The organism is Leptolyngbya sp. DQ-M1 (assembly GCF_039962505.1).
Taxonomy (GTDB): Bacteria; Cyanobacteriota; Cyanobacteriia; order Leptolyngbyales; family Leptolyngbyaceae; genus Leptolyngbya.
This window is the reverse complement of sequence record NZ_JAMPLJ010000001.1, coordinates 971,191-993,234: the sequence shown is the minus strand read 5'-3', so window position 1 is coordinate 993,234 and position 22,044 is coordinate 971,191. Positions and strand designations below refer to the sequence as shown.

The 22,044-nt window shown below is 48.5% G+C and carries 22 protein-coding genes and 1 pseudogene; 8 read left to right on the top strand and 15 right to left on the bottom strand.

Features of this window, described 5'->3' with window-relative positions:
- Nucleotides 1-5: 5 nt before the first annotated feature.
- The 10 genes and pseudogenes from NC981_RS04840 to NC981_RS04795 form a co-directional block, all read right to left on the bottom strand.
- A complete protein-coding gene (locus NC981_RS04840) occupies nucleotides 6-836 on the bottom strand; it encodes a hypothetical protein (RefSeq protein WP_348241751.1) in 831 nt (276 codons plus the stop codon).
- 229 nt (nucleotides 837-1,065) lie between these two features.
- Complete coding sequence (locus tag NC981_RS04835) at nucleotides 1,066-1,311, bottom strand: type II toxin-antitoxin system HicA family toxin (protein ID WP_348241750.1); 246 nt, start codon at nucleotides 1,309-1,311, stop codon at nucleotides 1,066-1,068.
- Nucleotides 1,308-1,520, bottom strand: coding sequence for a 2-oxoisovalerate dehydrogenase (locus NC981_RS04830; RefSeq protein WP_348241749.1), 213 nt, complete (start codon nucleotides 1,518-1,520; stop codon nucleotides 1,308-1,310). Before NC981_RS04830 ends, NC981_RS04835 begins: the two co-directional genes overlap by 4 nt.
- 105 nt (nucleotides 1,521-1,625) lie before the next feature.
- Complete coding sequence (locus tag NC981_RS04825; RefSeq protein ID WP_348241748.1) at nucleotides 1,626-2,105, bottom strand: DUF3368 domain-containing protein; 480 nt, start codon at nucleotides 2,103-2,105, stop codon at nucleotides 1,626-1,628.
- On the bottom strand, nucleotides 2,102-2,386 hold the full coding sequence (locus tag NC981_RS04820) for a UPF0175 family protein (protein ID WP_348241747.1): 285 nt from the start codon (nucleotides 2,384-2,386) through the stop codon (nucleotides 2,102-2,104). The genes NC981_RS04825 and NC981_RS04820 overlap by 4 nt, the downstream gene beginning before the upstream one ends.
- Nucleotides 2,387-2,508: 122 nt before the next feature.
- Entirely contained in the window at nucleotides 2,509-2,979 is a 471-nt protein-coding gene (locus tag NC981_RS04815) for a PIN domain-containing protein (RefSeq protein WP_348241746.1), read from the bottom strand.
- Nucleotides 2,954-3,151, bottom strand: a complete 198-nt coding sequence (locus NC981_RS04810; RefSeq protein WP_348241745.1) for a hypothetical protein — start codon at nucleotides 3,149-3,151, stop codon at nucleotides 2,954-2,956. The genes NC981_RS04815 and NC981_RS04810 overlap by 26 nt, the downstream gene beginning before the upstream one ends.
- Before the next feature lie 77 nt (nucleotides 3,152-3,228).
- Nucleotides 3,229-5,259 (bottom strand): NACHT domain-containing protein, encoded by a 2,031-nt coding sequence (locus NC981_RS04805; protein WP_348241744.1) that lies wholly within the window; start codon nucleotides 5,257-5,259, stop codon nucleotides 3,229-3,231.
- Between the two features lie 124 nt (nucleotides 5,260-5,383).
- Nucleotides 5,384-5,833 (bottom strand): annotated as a pseudogene (locus tag NC981_RS04800) (PIN domain-containing protein).
- Complete coding sequence (locus NC981_RS04795; protein WP_348241743.1) at nucleotides 5,833-6,096, bottom strand: hypothetical protein; 264 nt, start codon at nucleotides 6,094-6,096, stop codon at nucleotides 5,833-5,835. The pseudogene NC981_RS04800 and the gene NC981_RS04795 overlap by 1 nt, the downstream one beginning before the upstream one ends.
- Between NC981_RS04795 and NC981_RS04790 the strand changes: the two genes are divergently transcribed.
- From NC981_RS04790 to mutL, 3 genes are read left to right on the top strand one after another with little or no spacing between them, the layout of a single operon-like run.
- Nucleotides 6,075-6,269: a hypothetical protein gene (locus tag NC981_RS04790; protein ID WP_348241742.1), complete on the top strand. Its 195-nt coding sequence runs from the start codon at nucleotides 6,075-6,077 to the stop codon at nucleotides 6,267-6,269. The two genes, NC981_RS04795 and NC981_RS04790, sit on opposite strands and share 22 nt — an antisense overlap.
- A 57-nt stretch (nucleotides 6,270-6,326) precedes the next feature.
- Nucleotides 6,327-6,467 carry a hypothetical protein gene (locus tag NC981_RS04785; protein WP_348241741.1) on the top strand — a complete coding sequence of 47 codons (141 nt, stop codon included), beginning with the start codon at nucleotides 6,327-6,329 and terminating at the stop codon, nucleotides 6,465-6,467.
- Between the two features lie 4 nt (nucleotides 6,468-6,471).
- The gene (mutL, locus tag NC981_RS04780) at nucleotides 6,472-8,109 is read left to right on the top strand and encodes a DNA mismatch repair endonuclease MutL (RefSeq protein ID WP_348241740.1); all 1,638 of its coding nucleotides are present in this window, start codon (nucleotides 6,472-6,474) and stop codon (nucleotides 8,107-8,109) included.
- Between the two features lie 7 nt (nucleotides 8,110-8,116).
- Here mutL and NC981_RS04775 read toward each other — a convergent pair whose 3' ends face one another.
- Together NC981_RS04775 and NC981_RS04770 are read right to left on the bottom strand one after the other, a co-directional pair.
- Nucleotides 8,117-9,076, bottom strand: coding sequence for an aldo/keto reductase family protein (locus tag NC981_RS04775; protein ID WP_348241739.1), 960 nt, complete (start codon nucleotides 9,074-9,076; stop codon nucleotides 8,117-8,119).
- A gap of 218 nt (nucleotides 9,077-9,294) precedes the next feature.
- The gene (locus tag NC981_RS04770; RefSeq protein ID WP_348241738.1) at nucleotides 9,295-12,495 is read right to left on the bottom strand and encodes a caspase family protein; all 3,201 of its coding nucleotides are present in this window, start codon (nucleotides 12,493-12,495) and stop codon (nucleotides 9,295-9,297) included.
- An 80-nt stretch (nucleotides 12,496-12,575) separates the two neighbouring features.
- Here NC981_RS04770 and NC981_RS04765 point away from each other — a divergent pair, with 80 nt between their 5' ends.
- The 4 genes from NC981_RS04765 to frr all read left to right on the top strand — a co-directional run bounded on the left by NC981_RS04765 (nucleotide 12,576) and on the right by frr (nucleotide 15,654).
- A complete protein-coding gene (locus NC981_RS04765; RefSeq protein ID WP_348241737.1) occupies nucleotides 12,576-12,935 on the top strand; it encodes a CU044_2847 family protein in 360 nt (119 codons plus the stop codon).
- A 363-nt stretch (nucleotides 12,936-13,298) separates the two neighbouring features.
- Nucleotides 13,299-14,189, top strand: coding sequence for an alpha/beta fold hydrolase (locus tag NC981_RS04760; protein WP_348241736.1), 891 nt, complete (start codon nucleotides 13,299-13,301; stop codon nucleotides 14,187-14,189).
- A 201-nt stretch (nucleotides 14,190-14,390) separates the two neighbouring features.
- Nucleotides 14,391-15,119, top strand: coding sequence for a UMP kinase (gene pyrH / locus NC981_RS04755; RefSeq protein ID WP_348241735.1), 729 nt, complete (start codon nucleotides 14,391-14,393; stop codon nucleotides 15,117-15,119).
- Nucleotides 15,106-15,654: a ribosome recycling factor gene (gene frr / locus NC981_RS04750; protein WP_190375398.1), complete on the top strand. Its 549-nt coding sequence runs from the start codon at nucleotides 15,106-15,108 to the stop codon at nucleotides 15,652-15,654. The genes pyrH and frr overlap by 14 nt, the downstream gene beginning before the upstream one ends.
- A 153-nt stretch (nucleotides 15,655-15,807) precedes the next feature.
- Here the strand turns inward: frr and NC981_RS04745 are convergent, their stop codons facing one another.
- Together NC981_RS04745 and NC981_RS04740 are read right to left on the bottom strand one after the other, a co-directional pair.
- Nucleotides 15,808-16,839 carry a tetratricopeptide repeat protein gene (locus NC981_RS04745; RefSeq protein WP_348241734.1) on the bottom strand — a complete coding sequence of 344 codons (1,032 nt, stop codon included), beginning with the start codon at nucleotides 16,837-16,839 and terminating at the stop codon, nucleotides 15,808-15,810.
- Nucleotides 16,839-17,531 carry a sigma-70 family RNA polymerase sigma factor gene (locus NC981_RS04740; RefSeq protein ID WP_348241733.1) on the bottom strand — a complete coding sequence of 231 codons (693 nt, stop codon included), beginning with the start codon at nucleotides 17,529-17,531 and terminating at the stop codon, nucleotides 16,839-16,841. Before NC981_RS04740 ends, NC981_RS04745 begins: the two co-directional genes overlap by 1 nt.
- A 177-nt stretch (nucleotides 17,532-17,708) precedes the next feature.
- Between NC981_RS04740 and NC981_RS04735 the strand changes: the two genes are divergently transcribed.
- Entirely contained in the window at nucleotides 17,709-18,227 is a 519-nt protein-coding gene (locus NC981_RS04735) for a VOC family protein (RefSeq protein WP_348241732.1), read from the top strand.
- Nucleotides 18,228-18,472: 245 nt separating this feature from the next.
- Here the strand turns inward: NC981_RS04735 and NC981_RS04730 are convergent, their stop codons facing one another.
- Complete coding sequence (locus NC981_RS04730; RefSeq protein ID WP_348241731.1) at nucleotides 18,473-22,024, bottom strand: EAL domain-containing protein; 3,552 nt, start codon at nucleotides 22,022-22,024, stop codon at nucleotides 18,473-18,475.
- Between the last annotated feature and the right edge of the window lie 20 nt (nucleotides 22,025-22,044).

Here is a 22,044-nt window from a genome sequence, read left to right as displayed (position 1 = left end):
AGTTGCTAAGCCTGTAAAAGTTTCTGCCAGAGTTCAATCACTTCTTTTAGTTGAGCAGGTAACTCATTGTGCAATGGGTTTGCATACTCGATCGCTGTATTGCCGTGAGTCAGCTTGATTGTGTCAAAATCGGCTCCACGATCGGAAAAATAACGCAGTCGATTCAGGTGATCGAATCGCTGCTGGCGCACTTGCTCTAGAAAGGTATTCACCTGTTCACGAGTCAATCGCTTAACGATAACTGGAGTTGATCGAATGTTCGGGGCGATCGTTTGCCGAGTCACAATGCCTTCGGAGTTGAGCTTTGTAATCGTGGTGATGTTGGCAATGCCTCCCTCGGAGACAGATTGGAACACGATCGGTTCTTCAGGGTTGCTTGTCCCATCTTCTGGGGTGGTGAAGCCTAGCTGAAGCCTTGGTGACGGGTTTGTTAGGCTTGCGGTCTGATTCAGCCGCAGTTGGGAGCCATTTTGATTCGTGTGGTAGACCCAGCTGCGTTGTTGTCCTGTGACGATGACTTGCCAACCGGGAAGCGCAATCATAGTACAAAAGGCGTTGGGTGCAGGCAATCCAAAACAGCCATTCCAGGTGCGGGCTTGTGCGGCTGAAATCTTCAGTTGTGAAGCTGGGATTCTAAAGGTTCTGGCGATCTCACGCTTGACTCGTCGCGCTACCGCAGCAGGCAGCCCATTAGAAGAATTTGCAGTCTCTTTGTCTGCGGTTGCTTGAATCTGTGCTGGAGTTTTAGCGCTGATTGAAGCTTGAGGTAAGGCTGCACTAAATAAAACTGTTCCTGCTAAGAGAACTGCTGAGTATCGTTGCAGTAGGGTTTTCATTGCATTTGTCCTAGATTGAGAGGGTGCGATCGGAGTGATCCGAGTGTCCTAATTCTGGCGGAGAGGTAAGAAGATCAGAGGAGCAGTTACAGAATTAGAAACCTATTCAAAGGACAAATGCAGCGATCGTGCTTTACGTAGTTGCATTATCGCTCTACGGTGAGGATTCGGGATTCGTTGCCTTTAGGTCTCGCGAACCGCTTTTGTTTAATTAGCAAGTGCATTCAAATCATTTTTGAAATAGGTAAGTGATCAATTCGTCACGGCTTAAACCTAAATGAGCGGCGACATCTCTCAAAATTGCAGAAAGGGTTCCGACTTTAAGCGGATTGTGGGCAGGAACTGTAATATGATGCTCTCCATTTCGCTCTGTGGTTAAGCGCAGATGGCTACCAGTTTGATGATCGATAGTGTAGTCGAACTGTTCAAGCAGCTTGGCAAGTTCTAAGCCAGAGAGGTCACGAGGGAGTTTCACGAAGCAATGACCTCATCTCGCACGAAATGTAGACGAATTAATTTTGGGCGGTCTTGCTCGTCTGGGAAGTGACATCGGACAGCATCGCGGATCTCTTCACGTAGGCGAGCGACATCATCGGCTTCCGTAAAGATCGATTCGCCTAATGCACGGGCAGTATAGCCTCCTTCGGGTGCATCTTCGATGAGAAATACGATTTCGGTTGTCATGTGCGATCGCGCTTTTATCAACAAGTTACTTATACAAGTTTGGCAAGTCTTGAAGCAAACGATCGCGCTATTCATCCTGAACTGTGAGCATTCGGGATTCGATCGCTAAGTCTGTGTAAATTGGTCAAGTAATGCTTGAATCAAACTGGCAGAAGCGCGAAAAGATGTTTGTTTTAGTCGAGCAATTGCAGAGGGAAAATCGATCTTTCCTTGCTGTCCTGCTTTAACTAAGATTCCTAAAACACCAACGATCGCAAGTCCTCGCTTCGAGGCAATATTTCTTGCAGCCCGATCGTCAAGAAGAATGAGATCAGCCTGCAATTCTTCTGCTAATGCAATTGCGTCTCGCTCTCCTGGATCGAGTTCATCTGCGAAAAGATTAGTTGCGGTGGTTATTGCTTTAATTTCTAACCAACTCGGAGGTTGAGCAATCCAAGCTTGAACGATCGAGGGCGATTTTGAAGCAGCTAACTCATCTCGAATGGTTTCAGGAATGATGACGCGATCGTATAACTCCGGTAACAAGTCGATTAGATTGATCAGCAGCAGGTAGCAGAGGGTAGAAGTATCAGAGATAACGATCATGTCTGCGCTAAATTCTCTTCTTGGTGAAGGGTTTCTAACGTCTCTAGATCTTGTTGTAAGTCGGATAAATCATAGTTGAGATCGACCGATCGTTCTTTGAAAAACGTATCGAGTTCAAGCTGAGTCTCAAATCCGAGCAATTCTCTGGCTTTGCCTGAACTAATTCGTGCGGTTCGATAGGCTTCAATCACGCACAGTTCGAGCATTTTTCGCTCTAAATCCTCTGAGTTGATTTGTAGCTGATGGGCTAATGTGTCAGGAATTTCGATCGTAATTTGCATTGTTTTTTACAAGGATAGAGGCGCAGTCACTTTTGAGAGGCTGCTTATACGATTTTGGCAAGAAATTCGTTAAATGATGACGATCGCACTATTCATCCTGAACGGTGAGCATTCGGGATTCGTTATAAACCAAGCAAGGCAAGAAGTGATGGAGGATCGATCGCGTTTAGGTGGTTAATTTGTTGAAAGTCTCGAAGGTTGTACGTTGCGAAATGATCGATTTGTGACTCTAGAACCAAAGCAGCGAGCCGCAGATCGAAAATCTTGGCTGAAGTGATATTGCGAATTACGGCTAAGTCTAAGAGGCGATCGATAGTCGAGAAATTAGGGTAAATAACTTCAAAGCTTCCATTGAGATAGGTTGACTTGATTAATGTTTGTGCTTGTTGAGGCGTGAGCGCATTTCCGGTCATGGCGACTGAATTGGTGAGAATTCGGTAAAGCTCAATGATGTTCTGTTCGGCTAAGACTCCCTGAATATTCTGCTGGAAGGCTTGGAGTAATAAAGCGGCGGAGTCACTGTGATAACGAGAGGCAGTATCATGAGCGTAAACTAAAACATTCGTGTCAAATAGAATTCGAGTCTTGCTCATAAATGCGATCGCGCTCAAGATATTCGTCTTTGATGCCGAAGTTGAAGGTCGGGAAGGGAAGCGCTTGCTTCGGAGCAGGGGTAACAGACACTTCGACTTCATCCCCGTCTTGTAGGTTGTCAGGAAGGGGATCGATTAGGATGATTGTTTTGTTTTTGATGTAGCCTTTCATTGAGTTGGGGGTGCGATCGCGCTTTTATCAATCAGTTACTTATATAAGTTTGGCAAGTCTTGAAGCAAACGATCGCGCTATTCATCCTGAACGGTGAGCATTCGGGATTCGATCGCGTTCCACACCTGCGGCGACACTCGCAAGGCAGCTTCTTTGCAGCGAATCATGAGTTCGTTGACATAGAGATAATTGTTGAGTGACTCGATTTCTTTTTCGGATAGTTCAAGCCATTCGGGATTGAGATGGAGAGCATTGTACCAAGCTTGACGAATGCGATCGGCAAAAGCTAGACGCTCCTCTAATGGTGCATTATCGCTGGAAACAGCCTCTCTCATTGCTTCAAGTTGGTTGACTAAAACTTGGAAATCAACAGAGGTGAAAATCTGGTCGAGGTCGCGGGCGTGGTCGAGGTCGAAGTCGTGGTTGAGGTTGAGGTCGCGGGCGCGGTCGAGGTCGAGGGCGCAGGCGAGGGTGAGGGCGCAGGCGAGGGTGAGTTTGCGGGCGAGTTTGGGGTCGCGGTCACGAACGAGTTTGTGGGCGTAGAAGAGTGCAACATCCCTTTTAGCCGCTGGTTTGAAATCGCCTGCTGAACCATTCGTTACATCATTTGTCCATTTGAGCAATGCTTTGAGTCTCTCTGTGCGGATTAGCCTTTGTGCTTTAGTCTCCATTAGAGTTAGGAGTACGTCGGCATTTCGCATTAGACCAGAGACAAGGAAGAAAACCTCGCGCCAACGCCAATCGGTTAGATGTTTTTTGACTAGCGTTCCTACTTGCTGTTCATCAACAATGTACTGAGCCGTCAAATATTCCTGAAATGTTAGATGCGAGAACGAAAAAGTATCTCTGGCGCGTTCGACTAAAATTCCTTGTTGCACTTGGATTGCGTGGAGCGCAGCTTCCGCATCTAGATGTTTCGGTGCATTGAGATTGTTGACGAGAAAGGCTCGGATTTGGTCGGTCAGTTCTCGCTTTGAGAAAAATAGCTGATCTTCTGCAAAACTTTGGTAAGCAATCTCAGACAGTAAGACCTGTTCTAGCTGAAGGTTCAATTCTTGATAAATCGGATCACGGTGAACTCGTCGTTCTGCTGCCCATTTCTTTAACCAAACTTCCAACGCCTCACCATACAATGCGGCTCTTTGCTTGGGTAAGCTCTGCGATTCATCGTAAACCGCGCAAAGTAAGGTTAAGAGTAACGGTGTTTGTCCTAACTCCTTGACCGCTTTGTAGTCTGAACTGTTGAGCAATTCCCAGTATTGATCGGCTATTTTCGGCTCCCGTCTGAACCACTGCCGCACAAACGTTTCGATTTGCGAATCGCTGAAATTCGCCATTGTCACATCTTTGAAGCGCGGAAATCCGCCTTTATACGCTGCAATTCGACAGGAGGCAATGAAGCGATTTTTGTCATGTCGATCGACCAACCTCCCAATCTGCTCGATCGCTCGATCGCAGTAAGCGATCGGCACTTCATCCAACCCATCCAACAAAATCAACAGCTTTCCTGCTTGCAAAAGATTCTGCGTGAATGTTTCCGCATTCGGAAACCCACAAGTTTCAAACTCTTCTACGATCAATTTCTCAATCTCCGAGTGTCGATCGCCGAATTGCTTCAATTCAATAAACACCGGAATCACTTCGTGTCGAAACCTTGCGGTCTGCCACTTGAGCGCTTCGAGTCCAACCTTTCTCAGAAACGTCGATTTTCCAATTCCCGGACTGCCTAATACCATCAGCCGAGGTTCAAGATTTGCCTCTAGGATGCCTTTTTGACGAGTCGTTTTCTCGAAGACAAATCCTCGCCCCGTTTCTAGAAACAGTTCCTTCAGCGCTTCGGGAGATTCAAAACGGCGGCTCTCGCGAGTATTCAAGACTTGGACATCCGTATAGATATCCTCTAACGTCAGTGAATTATCCATTCGCAAGCAATCATATTTCAGCGTACAGTGGCGTTTTTCATAAGTTCTGACATACTCCTCCATCGCGCTGCCAACTTGCTGATGGCGTTCCTTATCGATTTGGTTTCCGGCTTGTTTCCAACCTGCCTCGATCGCAAGTTTGATCAGATTTGTAATGACTGCCTGTGAAATGGGATCGATCGTCATATCAATTGAAGGAAACTTTTCTCATTGATACACTGCGATCGCGCTTCAAAACGGATGATGCAGAGAAATTGCACGAGGTTTTGGTGCCCAATCTTGACAAGACATTGAGGAAAGCGATCGCGCTTTAAGCATTCAACAGGTCTTGAGGATGTACGATCGTGATGCCTAGAACATCGGGAAAATCGCGTGGATTGAGCGTGAGCAAGTGTGTCACGGCGTGGGTTTGCATAACAGCGATTAAGCGTAGATCATGGGTTCGTTTTCCCTTGACGCGATGAGCCGTTACGAGATTACGCTAGGTTGGATAAATTGCTTCTGTTTCTCGGAGGAAGGAAAACTGGGCTGAAAGTCGGACGATCGCGTTCTCCGTTTGCTCAATTGTCCAGCCTAGTCCGTTGACGTTGGTGGGTCGAGTCGCAACAACCCAAAGCTCAATTAGGACTTGAGCAGTGATGCAACACTGATCGCCTTGCGTTAGGATTTGGGCGATCGTCGCAAACATTCGAGTCTGATCCGGTGAAGCAGGATCGCTGAGTCGGAGGAGAATATTGGTGTCTAACAGGTATTGCGCCATCAGTCGTACATACTATCTCGATGTAAGGCTTCTTCTGGCAATGGGGTGTCGTTTTTTGGCAGAGTCGCAATCCATTCTTTTAGTTGTTGGATTTGTTCTTCAGGCGATCGAGGTTGTTGAGGTTCAACGATTGATTGTGGTGCGGATTGTTTGAGTTTCGATCGCACAAAATTCAAGGTTTCGATGATGAGTTCGTCAGGAGCTTGTTCTAATTCTTGAAGGAGTTGTTCTCGAACACTTCGTGCCGCGTTGCGTTCGGTCATGTTCGCTTCCTCTTGCGATCGCGCTTTACAAGTCAGTTTCATTATCGCTCTACGGTGAGCATTCGGGATTCGATCGTGATGCTTCACAACTCAGCCGCGAGTATTTAGAACTCAATCACGAGTATTTAGAACTCGACCACGAGTATTTAGAACTCGACCACGAGTATTTTTAACTCAACCACGAGTATTTTTAACTCAACCACGAGTATTTAGAACTCGATGACGAGTATTTGGAACTCAATCGCCAGTATTTGAAACTCGACCACGAGTATTTAGAACTCGATGACGAGTATTTGAAACTCGACCACGAGTATTTAGAACTCGCTCACGAGACTTACGACTTCAAGCCCGACTTCATTTTTGTAAACTGAAGAAATGGGACATCAAATTCAACCACTACCGATCGAAGTCGTTCACCTCATTGCTGCCGGAGAAGTGATCGATTCTCTTGCCGCAGTCGTGCGCGAACTTGTCGAGAATGCCATTGATGCCGGAGCCACACGCATTACCGTTTCCGTTTGGGCTGATCAATGGCGCGTGCGAGTCGCAGACAATGGTGCAGGGATGAGTTTAGAGAATTTGCGCCAAGCTGCACAGCCGCATAGTACCAGCAAAATTCGCGATCGCGCCGATCTGTGGCACATTCAAAGCTTAGGATTTCGGGGGGAAGCTTTGCATAGTCTGGCTCAACTCTCAAAGTTAGAAATTCTGAGTCGGACTGCGGATGATGCAGGTTGGCGGGTAACTTACACAACTGAAGGAGAAGTCGATCAAGTCGAATCGGTCGCGATCGCACCCGGAACGATTGTGATTGTCGATCGCTTATTTGAAACGTGGGAAGCTAGACGCGAAGGATTACCTTCTACCTCACAACAATTAAAAGCAGTTCAACAAACGATTTATCAAATTGCTTTAGCTCATCCACACATTACTTGGCAGGTCTATCAGAACGATCGACTATGGTTCAATCTTTGGGGCGGTCGTTCTGCAAAAGACTTGTTACCGCAACTATTAAAAGATGTGCGAATTGATGATTTAACCGAGCTTCGATCGACTGCAATTTCTTTAGTGCTAGGATTGCCCGATCGCACACATCGATATCGCCCGGATTGGGTCAGAGTGGCGCTTAATGGTCGATTTGTGCAATTTCCAGAACTAGAGCAAACTATCTTAGGCGCATTTCGTAGAACATTACCCCGCGATCGACATCCAATCTGTCTTGTTCATCTGCAACTCAATCCCGAACACATCGACTGGAATCGCCACCCTGCTAAATCCGAAGTTTACTTACACAATCTTGATGATTGGAAAGAGCGGATTAAAGCTGCGATCGCTCAAGCCCTCCGCATCAATCCCGAAACCGTTCCCGATAGTCTTTACACCTCACAAGTTAGCCAACTGATCAAAGCTGCTGAATCGGATGCAGGCTACCATGTCTCGCGTGAAGTTCCTGCTGAACCTTCCGCTTTATTTCCGTTGAAAGCACTGACTCAAGTTCACAATCGCTACATTCTGGCAGAGCATTCTTCAGGAATGTGGTTGATTGAACAACACATTGCTCATGAGCGCATTCTGTTTGAAGAGATTAGCGATCGCTGGCAACTAATTCCGCTTGAGCCTGCGATCGTTCTCAATCAACTCTCCCTGTCGCAAGTCGAACAATTACAGCGTATTGGCATTGAAGTTGATCCCTTTGGTGAGCAACTTTGGGCAGTGCGATCGGCTCCTGAGCTACTCACTCAACGCGAAGACTGTGCCGTCGCATTGATCGAACTTAGCTTAGGCGGAGATTTGCAGGCGGCTCAAGTGGCAGTTGCCTGTCGGAGTGCCATTCGCAATGGGGTGTCGTTGTCGATCGACCAGATGCAGAGTTTGATCGATCGCTGGCAGAAAACCCGAAATCCACGCACCTGTCCGCATGGTCGCCCGATTTATCTCTCGCTTGAAGAATCTAGCCTGGCGCGATTCTTCAAGCGACATTGGGTGATTGGAAAAAGCCACGGACTCGAATAACTAATAACTATCGAGCGGCTGTAGAAGGTAAGGCTGGTTCAAGAATGCGATCGATTTCTTTCAGCACATCATCCGCCAAGTTCACATCAACCGCCGCCGCATTATCGACCACTTGCTCAGGACGGCTTGCACCAATAATTGCACTGGTCACGCGCTGATCCCGCAACACCCAAGCTAAAGCAAGTTGTGCCATTGAAATGTTTAGCTGTTGTGCGATCGGCTTTAAGTTCTGCACTGCACCAAGAACACGATCGTTGAGCAAATCCGTCATAAATCCGTTCATCTTATCGTTTGCCGCACGCGAATCTTGAGGAATGGCTTCACCCGGTTTGTACTTGCCTGTGAGCACTCCTTGAGCCAGCGGAGACCAAACAATCTGACCAATCCCATTCGCCGCACACAACGGAAACACTTCAGCTTCAGGTTTGCGCCATAACATTGAATACTGAGGTTGACTCGACACGAACTTCTCAGCATTCGGAAGGTTCAAAGCGGCTTGAATCTGCGATGAATTCCACTCACTAAAGCCAATGTATCGAGCTTTTCCTTGCCGAACGACTTCCGTTAAGGCTTCCATTGTTTCCTCTAACGGCGTGTTCGTATCATAGCGATGACATTGATACAGATCGACGTAATCGGTTTTGAGTCGTTGAAGGGAAGCATCAATCTGTTTGCGAATTTGGGCGGCAGATAAGCCTCGATCGACATCGGACATCGGAAAGTAAACCTTCGTTGCCAGAATGTAGGAAGCGCGATCAATACCCTGCAATACTTCCCCTAATAGTGATTCTGCTGCACCCCGTCCATAGACATTCGCGGTATCGATGAAGTTAATCCCCACATCAAATGCCTGATGAATGCAGGCCTCAGCTTGTTGTCGTTCTACACCACCACTGTAAGTTAACCAAGAGCCTAAAATAATCTCTGAAGCGTTGAGATCACTGTTTCCTAACTTGCGATATTTCATCGTGATGTTTCCGTGATTAACTTACGATTTGAAGCAATTTGTTGATCTAGCCGAACCATCTTAGACAGCGATCGATTCCTGCTCCTCTATCAGATGAGATAAGACCGATCCAGAACTGGCTGAATTCTCAGTGTTGGATGTGGAAGATTGGGAGGATTAGTTTTGTCGATCGCGAATGCGTTGAATACGATCCTGAGGCGTGACTCAATCTAAGCGCCTCACTCCTCTTGGTTCCAAACGTACTTGCGGCAGACTTCACAAGCTTCGACGGCGGCGGGATTGTTGGGGTCGTTGAGGGTGGGGTGGTGGCGGAAGCGGTTACAGCAGATGCGGAGCCAGTCTTGCCAAGTGCCACCGAGCCACAGTCGAATCGTTCCATCATCACTACCACTGACAATCGTTTGACCATCCGGGGAGAATGCGACTGAACTGACACTACTGTTGTGACCCTGGAAGGGTTGCCCGATGGCATTGCCGCTCAAGTCCCACAGTTGAATCGTTCTATCATTACTACCACTGACAATCGTTTGACCATCCGGGGAGAATGCGACTGACCAGACACCACTGTTATGACCTCGGAAGGGTTGCCCGATGGCATTGCCGCTCAAGTCCCACAGTCGAATCGTTCTATCACCACTACCACTGACAATCGTTTGACTATCCGGGGAGAATGCGACTGACAAGACACCATTGCTATGACCTCGGAAGGGTTGCCCGATGGCATTGCCGCTCAAGTCCCACAGTCGAATCGTTTTATCGCCATTACCACTGACAATCGTTTGACCATCCGGGGAGAATGCGACTGACCAGACACCACTGTTATAACCTCGGAAGGGTTGCCCGATGGCATTGCCGCTCAAGTCCCACAGTTGAATCGTTTTATCCTCACTACCACTGACAATCGTTTGACCATCCGGGGAGAATGCGACTGACCAGACAATACTGTTATGACCTCGGAAGGGTTGCCCGATGGCATTGCCGTTCAAGTCCCACAGTCGAATCGTTTTATCGCCATTACCACTGACAATCGTTTGACCATCCGGGGAGAATGCGACTGAACTGACACTACTGTTGTGACCCTGGAAGGGTTGCCCGATGGCATTGCCGCTCAAGTCCCACAGTCGAATCGTGCCATCCTCACTACTACTGACGATCATTTGACCATCCGGGGAGAATGCGACTGACAAGACACCACTGTTATGACCTTGAAGTCGATTGCGTTCTCGAACTTTTTCAATCACCTGGCGAAGATTACTTTGAGCAGGAGGCAACACTCTTTTTCGCAGCTTGCTCACACTCTTGTCCGTCGCCTGAATCGCTTCTACCGCAGCTTGATGAGGCTGAGCAGGCAGCAAGTTGAGAATCCGCATCGCTTGTTCTTGCAGTTGGCTTTCCGCTAACGCCATCTCCAAAAACTCAATCTTCTCCTGATGACGCTGCTCACTCAACCGATAAAACGCCGCAACATCTGGACTCAGCGACAAAGCCTCAAACTGTTCCCGCACCTCCGAAAGCAATCCCCCCTGCATCAAATACTCATCATTCCGACCCTTCTCTCGCCAGTTCTTTTCCTCATCCTGTACCCGTTGCCGCAATCGCCGTAAATCTCGATCGCTCTGCCGCCACTGAGCAAACAACTCCCACCCCTCCATCAGCCGCTCATGCGCCAGATCAATCTCCTCTCCCTCCCGCACCAACAACCGCCGATCGACCAGCAGTTCCACCACCTCCGCCGCGCCATCCCCCAGCGCCACCACCTCTGCCCGCTTCCGCCGCCAGCGCGTATCCTTCGCCTCCACCCCCACGCGCACCAGTTCCAGCATCACCCGCCGCACTAACCCCTGCTGCTCCTCCGGCAACTCCGCATACCAGTCCGTCGCATACCGATTCAGCGCCCCCATTAACCGCCCCATCTCCCGATAAGCTGCCACCGTCAAGCAATGCGTCTGTCGATCGCGCCGCGCCCACAACTCAGACAGCGCAAATTCCAACAGCGGCAAGCAATTCCCCTCTTCCGCCACATCCTCTAAAATTAGCTCCTCCAGTTCCGCCTCAAACCCATAGCCCTGCACTTGAGCCGGACGCACGATCGCGCTTTTCAATTCCTCACCTTCTAGCGGCGGCATCCACACCGTATGGTCTTGCAGCATCTCCACCAAATCACTGTGCGCCTGCCAATCCTCCACAAAGTCCGATCGCATCGTCGTCACAATCACCAATCGATCGCTTAACCCCATCAACTTCTCAATAAACGCTCGCTGCTTTGCTCGATCGCTCGATAGCGTAAACACTTCCTCAAACTGATCAATCACCAATAAATGCTTTTGATCCGGCAAGCGATCGACGATGCCGCGCAGTCCGTCTTGCTCAATGAACCGATAAATCTCATCATGCTTCTTGCGATCGAACACCTCGTTAAACGATCGCTTCAGTTCATAAATCGGCTCTGCCCCTGGCTTCATCTCCAACACCCGCCAGCCCAACTCTTCCAACCGTGGCATCAATCCCGCCCGAACGACCGAAGATTTCCCGCTCCCACTCGCCCCGATTAGCGGCACAAAGTTCGACTGATACAATTTCCCCACCAAATCTTGCACCACGCGATCGCGCCCAAAGAAAAACTGCTTCGTTGCAGGCGTGAAGACGAACAATCCCTGATAAGGATTCGTCTCATTGATCGGTTGAGGCATGACTGGCTCGACCCGAAACCGCACCACTTCGATCGGACGACCCACACTCAGCCGCACCGCTTCTTGTCCTGTCCCCTTCAATTGCTCATAGACAAACGAAAACAAGCGATCACCCGTCACTGCTTGCGTCTTCGGGTCAGCATTGTCTCGACTCAACCCTGCCAACACTGCCCCCGTAAACAAACTATGCTGATCCGATCGCTTTGCATAAGCCTGCTCAAAACTGCGACAAGCCGTAATCGCCAAATAATCTTTTTTCGAGAAACTGTTAAAGGTCTGCGCTAAAAGCTCTTTCTCTAACAAATATCCACTGTGACAGCAATCCAACAGCAAGACCAAATTCCCCAGATCCGCCTCTCCTAGCACCGCATTCAAATCATTGAGCGACAATCCCTGTGCCTGCTGGGTCACTGACTGCTCTCGATCAACACTCACGATGCAATCTGAAGTGGCAAGAAACGCCTCCGTCTTCCCAAACCCCTTTTTCAATGGAAATGCGTGCCCCGTATAATAAATCAGCGCTTCTTGCTTCTGTGCCTGCTCCAGCAATCGTTCAATTGCCTGTTCCAAATCTCGACGCTTAACTTGCCCCACGAGTCGCTGCACTTCAAACCCGCCATCACGATGTAATACTTGCGCGATCGCTTCTGCATCCCCTTTCGTCTTACTCAACGATTTCAGCGGAAGTTGGTTGGTATCGATGCCGATTACGAGTGCATACCGCGCCATAAACCCGGAAAACAGACTGCCTATATTTTATACTTTCTCTAATGAAACCCTATCGCCTAGCCCCAATTCGGAGAACTTTGATGTCAGAAATTCAACCCCTGCAAATCCGAGAAGAAAACGGCGAAACTTACACCATCTATGTTGCGGTCAAAGATGATGACGCTGATATTCTCCCTCCCTTCGAAGATTCCGATCGTGAAAGCTACGGCATTGATCTTCAAGCGGTCATGGTTGAAATGGTGGAAGTGCATCAAGCCATCCAGGCTTATACTCGTTATGCGATCGGTGCTTTCAAAAACTTCAGCACAGAACACATCGAGGAAGTTAACTTAAAGTTTGGCTTAAAAATTGGTGGTAAAACGGGCATTCCTTTTCTGGCTGAAGCAACGAGCGAAGGTAACTTTGAAATTGAGGTTAAATGCAAATTCCCGAATAAATAACCCGATTCGACTTCATTCGCAGCTAGAACCGTATCCGCTCTGCTTGTCGTTGCATTCGTTCAGCTTGTCGCCGTATCTGCTTTGCTTGTCGCCGTATCTGCTTTGCTTGTCATCGTATCGGTTTAACTTGTCATTACGATCGTTAAGCCGTTCTTGGTGAAAACCGCAGCATTCGCCACGAACATTACAACATTCATCGCAAACGTTACGACATTCGCCACAAACGTCGCAATTTTCTCAGTAAAACTACTTGCTGTCGCCTAATCTCTGCGGAAAATCCTGAGAAGAAGCTGATTCAGTGTTGCAAGGTAAGCGCAAACATCGTTTTACAATGATGTAGAAGCTGCACCTCTTGTATTGATAATGTTTGAAAGCTTTCTACCGCCCGAAGTCGCTCAACTCACCGAAGAGACCTCGATCGCGCTCGCCCGTCAAATTCGTCGATCGCCCATTCCCACTTCAATCAGTCCCGAACCGATCGAAACTGCATACGTGCATCAAGGCGCGGGTGGTACTCCGATTCTTTTACTTCATGGCTTTGATAGCTCAGTCTTTGAATTTCGTCGATTGTTACCGCAGCTTGCAGAGCATCATGACACTTGGATAGTTGATCTACTCGGATTTGGGTTTACCGATCGCCCCATCAATCTGCCCTTCAGCCCAGAAGCCATCAAAACGCATCTTTATGATTTTTGGAAAGCGAAGATTGATCAGCCTGTGATTTTAGTGGGTGCATCAATGGGCGGGGCGGCAGCGATCGATTTTGCTCTGACTTATCCGGATGCGGTTGCGAAATTAGTTCTACTGGACAGTGCAGGATTTGCGGCGGGGCCTGCGATCGGTAAATTCCTCATTCCTCCGCTCGGCTATCTTGCCACCGAATTTCTCAGACGACCGAATGTGCGGCGCAGCGTCAGTCTGAAAGCTTATTACGATCCAGCCTTTGTCACCGCAGATGCCGAACTTTGTGCTGCTCTGCACTTGAAGCTTTCTCGTTGGAATGAAGCCTTAATTGCCTTTACAAAAAGCGGCGGCTATAACTTCTTGAGCAATAAAATCTCTCAAATTACTTGTCCAACCTTGATTCTTTGGGGCAACTCAGATCAAATTTTAGGCACGAAAGACGCAACTCGGTTTGAAAGCGCGATCGTCAACAGCAAACTCATCTGGATCGAGCAGTGCGGTCACGTTCCCCACCTGGAAAAACCCGAACTCACAGCAAAATATTTTCTTGAGTTTTCAACAATTCCATAAAACTTTCAAGCACTGTAGAATTTGCAACACATTGCATCAGCCACTCTAATCTGGAATTGCTAGAGTTTGAGCCATCTCCTGAACAATCTAGTTTTTGCCTCAGTTTAGCGGGTCAAAAATTGCGACGCGATCTCCAAATAGGGTCACAAAATTCCGATCAACTGCTATCTTTAGTTGGAACAACTATCGACAAAAAAATACATGGGAGTCACGTATCGGCGGATTTTGCTGAAACTTAGCGGTGAAGCTCTAATGGGAGAGCTTTCCTACGGGATTGATCCTGCCGTCGTTCATGGCATTGCCGAAGAAGTGGCAGAATTGGTGCAGGAAGGAATTCAAGTCGCGATCGTCGTCGGCGGCGGAAATATTTTTCGAGGAATGAAGGGTGCAGCCGCAGGCATGGAACGCGCCACCGCTGACTATATCGGCATGATCGCCACGGTCATGAACGCCATGACGCTGCAAGATGCGCTAGAGCAGATCGGCATTCAAACACGAGTCCAAACCGCGATCGCAATGCAAGAAGTGGCGGAACCGTATATCCGTCGCCGCGCCATCCGGCATTTGGAAAAAGGAAGAGTCGTCGTCTTTGGGGCGGGTTCCGGCAATCCGTTCTTCACAACAGACACCACCGCCGCCCTGAGAGCCGCCGAAATCAATGCAGAAGTGCTGTTTAAAGCGACAAAAGTAGATGGAGTCTACGACTCTGATCCGGTTAAAAATCCCGCTGCCAAACGATACCAGAGTTTAACCTACTCGCACGTTTTAACGCAGGATTTGCAGGTCATGGACAGCACCGCGATCGCATTGTGTAAAGATAACGCTATCCCCATTATCGTATTTGACTTGTCTGTGCGCGGAAATATTAAGCGGGCAGTCACAGGAGAATCTATCGGAACCATTGTCGGAGGTTTTTGTGAAGTTTGCTGACGTTGAAGACCACATGAAAAAGGCGATCGAGGCTGTTCGCCGCGATTTCAATACGATCCGGACAGGTCGCGCCAATGCGAGTCTGCTCGACAAAATTACCGTCGAGTATTACGGTGCAGAAACACCGCTCAGACAGTTGGCAAATATTTCCACCCCGGATTCAACCACGATTCAAATTCAGCCCTACGATCGCAGCAGCATGAGCGCGATCGAGAAGGCGATTTCGCTCTCAGACATCGGTTTAACGCCGAATAATGATGGCTCATCGATTCGGTTGAATATTCCACCGCTGACCAGCGATCGACGCAAAGAACTGGTCAAACTGGCAGCGAAGTATGCAGAAGCCGGAAAAGTTTCGATCCGTAACATCCGGCGGGATGGCGTGGATACGGTGAAGAAACAGGAAAAAGACAAGGAGGTTTCTGAAGACCAGTCTCGCGACACGCAGGAGAAAATTCAGAAGCTGACGGATAAATATATTGCTGAGGTGGAAAAGGTCTTGGCTGAGAAAGAAAAGGACATCATGACTGTCTAAGTCGGTGGATGTCATTGAATTGAAGACCTTCATCCCCTCTTGCGGAACTGGGCTAACGCCACGCTCCGCAAGAGGGCTGGGGTGAGGGCAGATTGGTGGTCTGATGGTTAATGCAGTTTGCCTACTTGCAGGCAGTTCAGAATTTTAAGATCATTACCATTTGAATTTGCGCGATCGCAGTTGTCTCAATTGCTCTCGTAATTCTTTTTGCTCTTCAGCGGCATTGAGTCGTTGCGCGATCGAAAATGCCTGTTGATAATAGGTTTCTGCTGTTGATAATTTGCCTGTTTGCCGCTGATGCTGCGCCATCATTTTCAGGGAAGCAAGCATTTGCCAAGTGTCGTTGCGCTCCGATGCCATTGCTAAACGTTGATTGAGCATTTCGACGAAGCGAGTTTCTTGTCCCATGCCGCGATACGCCAGCATCAGTCCGTCGAAGGCTCGAAATTGAGACGGTAAATCGCCGTTTTCTCGCGCTAGGGTCATGGCTCGATCGTGAGCGCTGAATGCCGATCGCGCATCGCCGATCGCCAAATAAGCTTCACCTAAATGATTCAGCGTGTTCGCGGCTCCGATCGGATCTTTCGCCTGATCGCGGAATCCTCGTGCTTGCTCAAGCAAGGCGATCGCGCCGCGATAATTTCCTTGAGCGTAAGTTGCTAATCCCAGATTGCTCAGCGATAAGCCTTGTCCGGGCCGATGTTTAATGGTCTGCGCCAGTCTCAACCCTTCTGCAAACGATCGTGCCGCCTCGCGGGTTTGTCCGCGCCGCAGAATCACTTGCCCCACGTTGTTATAGCCGTGAATCTGACGAATGGTGTTGCCCTCGTCTCGTGCCGTTGCTAAGCTGCGCCGAAACGCATTCTCCGCTTCATCCAGCCGTCCTAAACTGATGTAGGTCATGCCTAGCAGATCGTAAACGCGCCCCTGCGACGGCACTTCACCTGCTTGGTGATAAAGCTCGATCGCTTGCCGCCAGTTGGAGATCGCCTGCTCTAGTGTTCCGGCTTGCTGCGCCTGAATACCGGACTGAACCAAGCGATCGGCGGTTTGCCGGACTGTGCCTTGAGTGCCAAACGCAGGATTCAGTTGGCGAGTCAAGTCTGAGGCAAAACTGGGCGCGATGAACGCTCCGCTAATCAGCAAATTGAGCGCAAGTGAGCAAACGAGGTTGAGATTCAACATTAGAAAAATTCGAGTTCTTCTAGGCTTTGATCGAGCGAATCAGCCGCCGACTCGGAAACTGACTCTTGCTCTCTAGCATTCCCACCTAGATAAATCGTTCTAATATCGTCGGGTAAAAGTTTTTCTAACGCTTGGTAGCCTTCCTGCAATCGCGCTTTCACTTCTTCGGGATTAACTTCTTCGCCTTCTGCCTGCAAATATGCCGCAATTCGGGTTTCGCTCCAGTGAAACGTTTGCGCCATGACGACCATTAATCGCAGTGCAGGCGACATCTGTTCTAGTGCCCGATCGAGATAACACCAAAACGGCGGAGAGCAAGCGCGAATATCGTAATGGATTTCTTCGACTGCGGGCAGTTCAGCTTCATTAATGCCCGATGCAGTCACGGCTAAGAGCCAAGTTTGAAACGTTGCACCTTGACTAAAAGCGCGTAAATCGACTCCAGCCAGTTCATGAAAGACGTGCCGCCAGATGAGGGCCAGCAAGTATTCTGCTTGAACGGGCGATCGCGCCGATCGCGTAATCAGCGAATACACCAGCGGACTGTAGCGACAAAATAGCGCCGTAAAAAACTGCCCTGAATCCGGGTAGCGCTGAAACAGCGTCAGCAATTCTTGATCGCTGTGATGAAACAGCGCTTTAACGATCGAATGATCTGCCTCTGGAAAAGTTGGAATCGTGACGGCTTTCATAGATCCTGCCTGAGTCGAGTTAACTACTATATACAGGCAATGGCGAAAACGGCGCATTTTTTTTGGTCGTTTATCTGAAAAACGCTGTGTTTTTCTAAAGCTTACGGATGCCTCCGCTTTGGTATTGATAGAATGAATAGAACGTTTTCGGCAGCCCGTTGCTCTAGTCATTAATCTATGGATAGCTTGTTTTCTACTCAAGGCATCATGATCATGTTGCTCGGTGCATATGCCGTTGCAATGTGGCTTTTCCTGACGAGCGCACCCAAAGTTCACACGGTCATGGTTTCCGATCTTGAAAGTGCCCGCGATTTTTATGGCGGAATGTTGAAACTGGCGGTGGCTGAGGTTCCGTTGCACTATTACTACAACTACGAACAGTCGCTGGGAACGGCAGGGATTAATCCGATGTATTTATCGGGTTCGATGGGTAGCACAACTGCGCGTGGCAATGGCAATGATGGACTGTGGTATCAGTTGAAGAAAAATACACAGCTTCATGTGATTTCGGGCGCGACCCTGGGCGAGAAAGATCGTCAGCGGCATGTGTGTTTTGATCGCGATTGTCTCGATCAAATTCTGTTGCGCGTTCAAGCTCGCGGCATTAAGCACAAAATTCGTCGCGAAAGACCGCTGAATTTTTTGGTAAAAGACTACTCTGGACAAGTGGTAGAGCTTGCAGAAGTGGTGAATTAGAGTTTAATTTTTCCAGAAGCGAGGAGTAAGGCGTGGTCTTGCTCCTTGTTTTTTTTGCTCATTTGGCTTTGACATCCTCTCATACCAAATTGATTTTTGAGTGCGACAGATCTTGGAAGCCCCCTAAATCCCCCACGAGTGGGGGACTTCAAGCCAAATCTGTTTCGGATTCTCAAAGTCCCCCAGTATGGGGGATTTAGGGGGCGAAGGATCTGTCGTATCAACAAATTGATTCGGTATCACACCTATGCTAAATCGGCTCTATAGAAGCGCTGGCTTGATAAGAGCGTGGTGATCGCTTCTTGGCTTAAGGCTTTTGAGAGTAATCGTCCTTGACCAAATTTGTAGCCCAGCTCTCGGAGTCTTTCGAGTTGCTGCTGGGTTTCGATGCCTTCCGCGATCGTGTTCAGTTCCAACTGATTGCTCAAAGCCGCAATTGTTTCAACAATTTGACGATCGCGTTTGCCGGACTGAATCTGATGCACAAAGCAGCGATCGACCTTGAGATTATCAATTGGTAAACGATGGAGGTAGCTTAACGATGAGTATCCTGTGCCAAAATCATCAATACTAATTTGAATCCCTCGTTCTTTAATCTGGTCGAGCAACCGAATCGTAGACTCAGTATCCTCAATCAACATACTTTCAGTAATCTCTAAAGTCAGAGAATCGCCTTGCAGGCGGGTTTGAGCAAGAACACGATCGATCTCTTTGAGCAGATCCGATCGGCGTAAATCCAGAGCCGAAAGATTTACGCTCATCTTCATTCCAGAAACTTCAGGAAAAGTTGACTGCCATCTAGCAAGCTGATCGCAAGCTGTCCGAAGTGCCCAATAGTCTAGCCGGGTAATCAGTCCTGTTTCTTCCGCAACTGCAATGAATTCTCCAGGGAGTTTCAAGCCCTGAGTCGGATGCTGCCAGCGAATCAGCGCTTCAAATCCAATCACACAGCCTGTATCCAGCGCAACAATCGGCTGATAGTGCAGCACAAATTCTTGATTGTCGATCGCTCGGCGCAGGTCGTTTTCTAAATCCAGATGCTTCAATGCTTGCGTGTGCATTGAAGCATTAAAGATTTCATACCGTCCCTTGCCATTGGTTTTTGCCCGATACATCGCAATATCAGCATCGCGCAATAGGTCAGAAGCTTCAGCATACGCTTTCGTGCCTAGCACAATACCGATGCTAGCTGAGGTATAGACCTCTCGTTCTTCAATCAGGAGCGGAGTCTGTAGCGTGAAGAAAATTCGCTCGGCGACGTGAATCGCTTCTTGCATGTCCTGAATCTCATCGAGCAAGATGACAAATTCATCCCCCCCTAATCGAGCGACTAGATCAATGCGGCGGACTGTTGTTTGCAATTTTTGGGAGATCGCAATTAGCAATTGGTCGCCTGCTAAATGCCCCAAGCTATCGTTAATCACCTTGAAGCGATCGAGATCCAGAAATAGCACAGCAAAGCAATGATCCTGTAAACATCCCGCTCGATTGATCGCAAGTTCTAACCGCTCTATTAACAAATGGCGATTGGGTAATCCCGTTAGTGCATCATGTAAAGCATCATGTTTGAGCTGACTTTGAACTTGAATACGCTCTGTGACATCGCGAGAGGTGGTCTGGAGCTGAACAATTTCCCCTTTCGCGTTCACAATCGGCTTTGTCAACGTCTCAAACCAGATGTAGTGACCCGATTTCTGACGAATTCGATAGGTCACGGGCAACGGTTTTCCACGCACTGCCGTGATGTGAGCTTGTTTGTGGATGTAATCGCGATCGTCAGGATGAAAAAATGAATAGGGATCTTTCCCCAACATTTCGTCATGTCGATACCCTAGAAGCCCTTCGCAAGACGGACTCACATAGCAGTATCTTCCCTGCAAATCGTGAAGACAAACCAAATCGTTTATGTTCTCGGCTAATAACCGATAGCGGGTTTCGCTCTCTCGCAATGCTTCTTCCGCTAATTTGCGATCGCTAATATCAACAATCAATCCATCCCAAAGCACGTCGCCATTGGATTGTCGAGTGGGGCGTGCAACTCCCTGTAACCATTTCAATGTTCCCGCAGGAGTAATCACGCGATATTGACATTGCCAGGTTTGCAGGCTTTCGTAAGACACTGCAACAGAAGCGTGCAGTTGTTCTGCATCATCAGGATGCGTTAATCCCCACACAACCGTTGGATCTTGCAGTGCTGCATCAAATTCAAAGCCATAGACATCGCGAAAACCAGAACTAATGTAAGTGAATTGATCAGAACCATCGGGTCGGAGGCGATAACCATAGAGAATTCCAGGCACATTGTCTGCCATCTTTTGAAATCGGCTTTCACTTTCCCGAAGTGCAGTTTCTATGCGGCGGCGCTCTTCTAGTTCCTGTTGTACCTGCTGATAAAGATTGGCTTGCTGAATTGCAACTTCTAGCTGGTCTGCAACGGACTGAGCGAGTTCAAGCTGATCGTCTTGCCAGACGAGGGATTGTTGGGTTGTCGCGATCGTAAAACTACCCCAAATTCTTCCGTCAATCACCAAGGGAATCAGTAACCGTGCTCCGGGCAAGCATCGAACATTTTCCTGGTTAATCGAGTCCTCCAGACAGGATGTATCTTCAACTCGGACTTGCTGCAATTGCTTGAGTTGCTCTGCAAACGGATTTCCCGCATCGGCAATTTCTAACCCGATCATGGCTGGGGCGCTCGGATCATGATGAAATTCCGCAACATACTTCCAAATTTCTTGCTCTGGTAGGTACTGCACCACAAAGCAATCGAGATTTTTCAACAGCAGAGCCGTTTCTTTAGTGGCAGTCGCAAAAATGGTGTCTAAGTCTAACGAGTTACGGATTGCCTGAAATACTCGATTTAATGCCTGTTCGCGGAGGATTTTTTCTTGTAGTGCAGTAACGTCACGTCCCACCGATTGAATTTCGATCAGTTGTCCCTGCTGATCAAAAATCCCCAAATCTAGCCACTGCGTCCAGCCCGTTTGATCATTTGCACGAACGTCTTGATTAATACTTTCAAAGATCGGATGATTTGGGCTAAGCGTAGCAATCTTGCAATGAAGTTTTTCTAAGTCATGTTGGGGAACAAAGCTACTCCACTTTGTCCCAACAATTTGATCTAGAGTACGACCTAGCGCATGACAGAGCGCATCATTGGCAAAGGTAATCGTGGTATCTGGCAGCGATCGTAAAATTAAGTCTGTTTGCGCCTGTACTAACTGGCGGTAGCGGTATTCACTAACTAACAGCGTATTTTCCACGACCTGCTGCTCTAGTTCGCGGCGTTTGCGTTCAGCCTCACTGCGCTTTCTCTCGCTGATATCTTGAAACGTTGCGATCGCGTACCTCACCTGTCCCTGCTGATCCAGCATTGGTGTCGCCCAAACTTCCAGAGGAATTACACGGTCAGCATGGTGAATTTCTATGTCATCCACCCAAACGACTTCGCCCTTTAAGGCGCGATGACTGGGTAAAGCATCCACTGGGTAAAGCTGCTGAGTTCCTTGCTGATACAGTTGAAATGTTTCAGAGAGTCGTTCGGAATGCACTTGGGCTGCGTAATGCACCCCTAGCAATGAGCGTCCAGCCTGATTGATATAGACGACTTTCCCAACGGAACTATGCACAGTAATCCCGATCGGCGTAGCATCTAGAAACTGAATTAGACGAGGTTCGTCTCCGGATACGGTTGCGCCTGCAATCAGAGACTCGACTAAGAGCTTGACAGACTCTGGTGTTTTTTCCCAGTCCTCTGGCGAGACTTGCTCACAGGGGAAGGGTTGCTGTTTTGCCATCACCCCAGCACCTTAGATTT

What these genes read in the sequence shown, in the direction of transcription:
- NC981_RS04840 (WP_348241751.1), bottom strand. Translation starts at nt 836, where the DNA reads ATGAAAACCCTACTGCAACGATACTCAGCAGTTCTCTTAGCAGGAACA.
- NC981_RS04830 (WP_348241749.1), bottom strand. Translation starts at nt 1,520, where the DNA reads ATGACAACCGAAATCGTATTTCTCATCGAAGATGCACCCGAAGGAGGC.
- NC981_RS04825 (WP_348241748.1), bottom strand. Translation starts at nt 2,105, where the DNA reads ATGATCGTTATCTCTGATACTTCTACCCTCTGCTACCTGCTGCTGATC.
- NC981_RS04820 (WP_348241747.1), bottom strand. Translation starts at nt 2,386, where the DNA reads ATGCAAATTACGATCGAAATTCCTGACACATTAGCCCATCAGCTACAA.
- NC981_RS04815 (WP_348241746.1), bottom strand. Translation starts at nt 2,979, where the DNA reads ATGAGCAAGACTCGAATTCTATTTGACACGAATGTTTTAGTTTACGCT.
- NC981_RS04810 (WP_348241745.1), bottom strand. Translation starts at nt 3,151, where the DNA reads ATGAAAGGCTACATCAAAAACAAAACAATCATCCTAATCGATCCCCTT.
- NC981_RS04805 (WP_348241744.1), bottom strand. Translation starts at nt 5,259, where the DNA reads ATGACGATCGATCCCATTTCACAGGCAGTCATTACAAATCTGATCAAA.
- NC981_RS04795 (WP_348241743.1), bottom strand. Translation starts at nt 6,096, where the DNA reads ATGACCGAACGCAACGCGGCACGAAGTGTTCGAGAACAACTCCTTCAA.
- mutL (WP_348241740.1), top strand. Translation starts at nt 6,472, where the DNA reads ATGGGACATCAAATTCAACCACTACCGATCGAAGTCGTTCACCTCATT.
- NC981_RS04775 (WP_348241739.1), bottom strand. Translation starts at nt 9,076, where the DNA reads ATGAAATATCGCAAGTTAGGAAACAGTGATCTCAACGCTTCAGAGATT.
- NC981_RS04770 (WP_348241738.1), bottom strand. Translation starts at nt 12,495, where the DNA reads ATGGCGCGGTATGCACTCGTAATCGGCATCGATACCAACCAACTTCCG.
- NC981_RS04765 (WP_348241737.1), top strand. Translation starts at nt 12,576, where the DNA reads ATGTCAGAAATTCAACCCCTGCAAATCCGAGAAGAAAACGGCGAAACT.
- NC981_RS04760 (WP_348241736.1), top strand. Translation starts at nt 13,299, where the DNA reads ATGTTTGAAAGCTTTCTACCGCCCGAAGTCGCTCAACTCACCGAAGAG.
- pyrH (WP_348241735.1), top strand. Translation starts at nt 14,391, where the DNA reads ATGGGAGTCACGTATCGGCGGATTTTGCTGAAACTTAGCGGTGAAGCT.
- NC981_RS04745 (WP_348241734.1), bottom strand. Translation starts at nt 16,839, where the DNA reads ATGTTGAATCTCAACCTCGTTTGCTCACTTGCGCTCAATTTGCTGATT.
- NC981_RS04740 (WP_348241733.1), bottom strand. Translation starts at nt 17,531, where the DNA reads ATGAAAGCCGTCACGATTCCAACTTTTCCAGAGGCAGATCATTCGATC.
- NC981_RS04735 (WP_348241732.1), top strand. Translation starts at nt 17,709, where the DNA reads ATGGATAGCTTGTTTTCTACTCAAGGCATCATGATCATGTTGCTCGGT.
- NC981_RS04730 (WP_348241731.1), bottom strand. Translation starts at nt 22,024, where the DNA reads ATGGCAAAACAGCAACCCTTCCCCTGTGAGCAAGTCTCGCCAGAGGAC.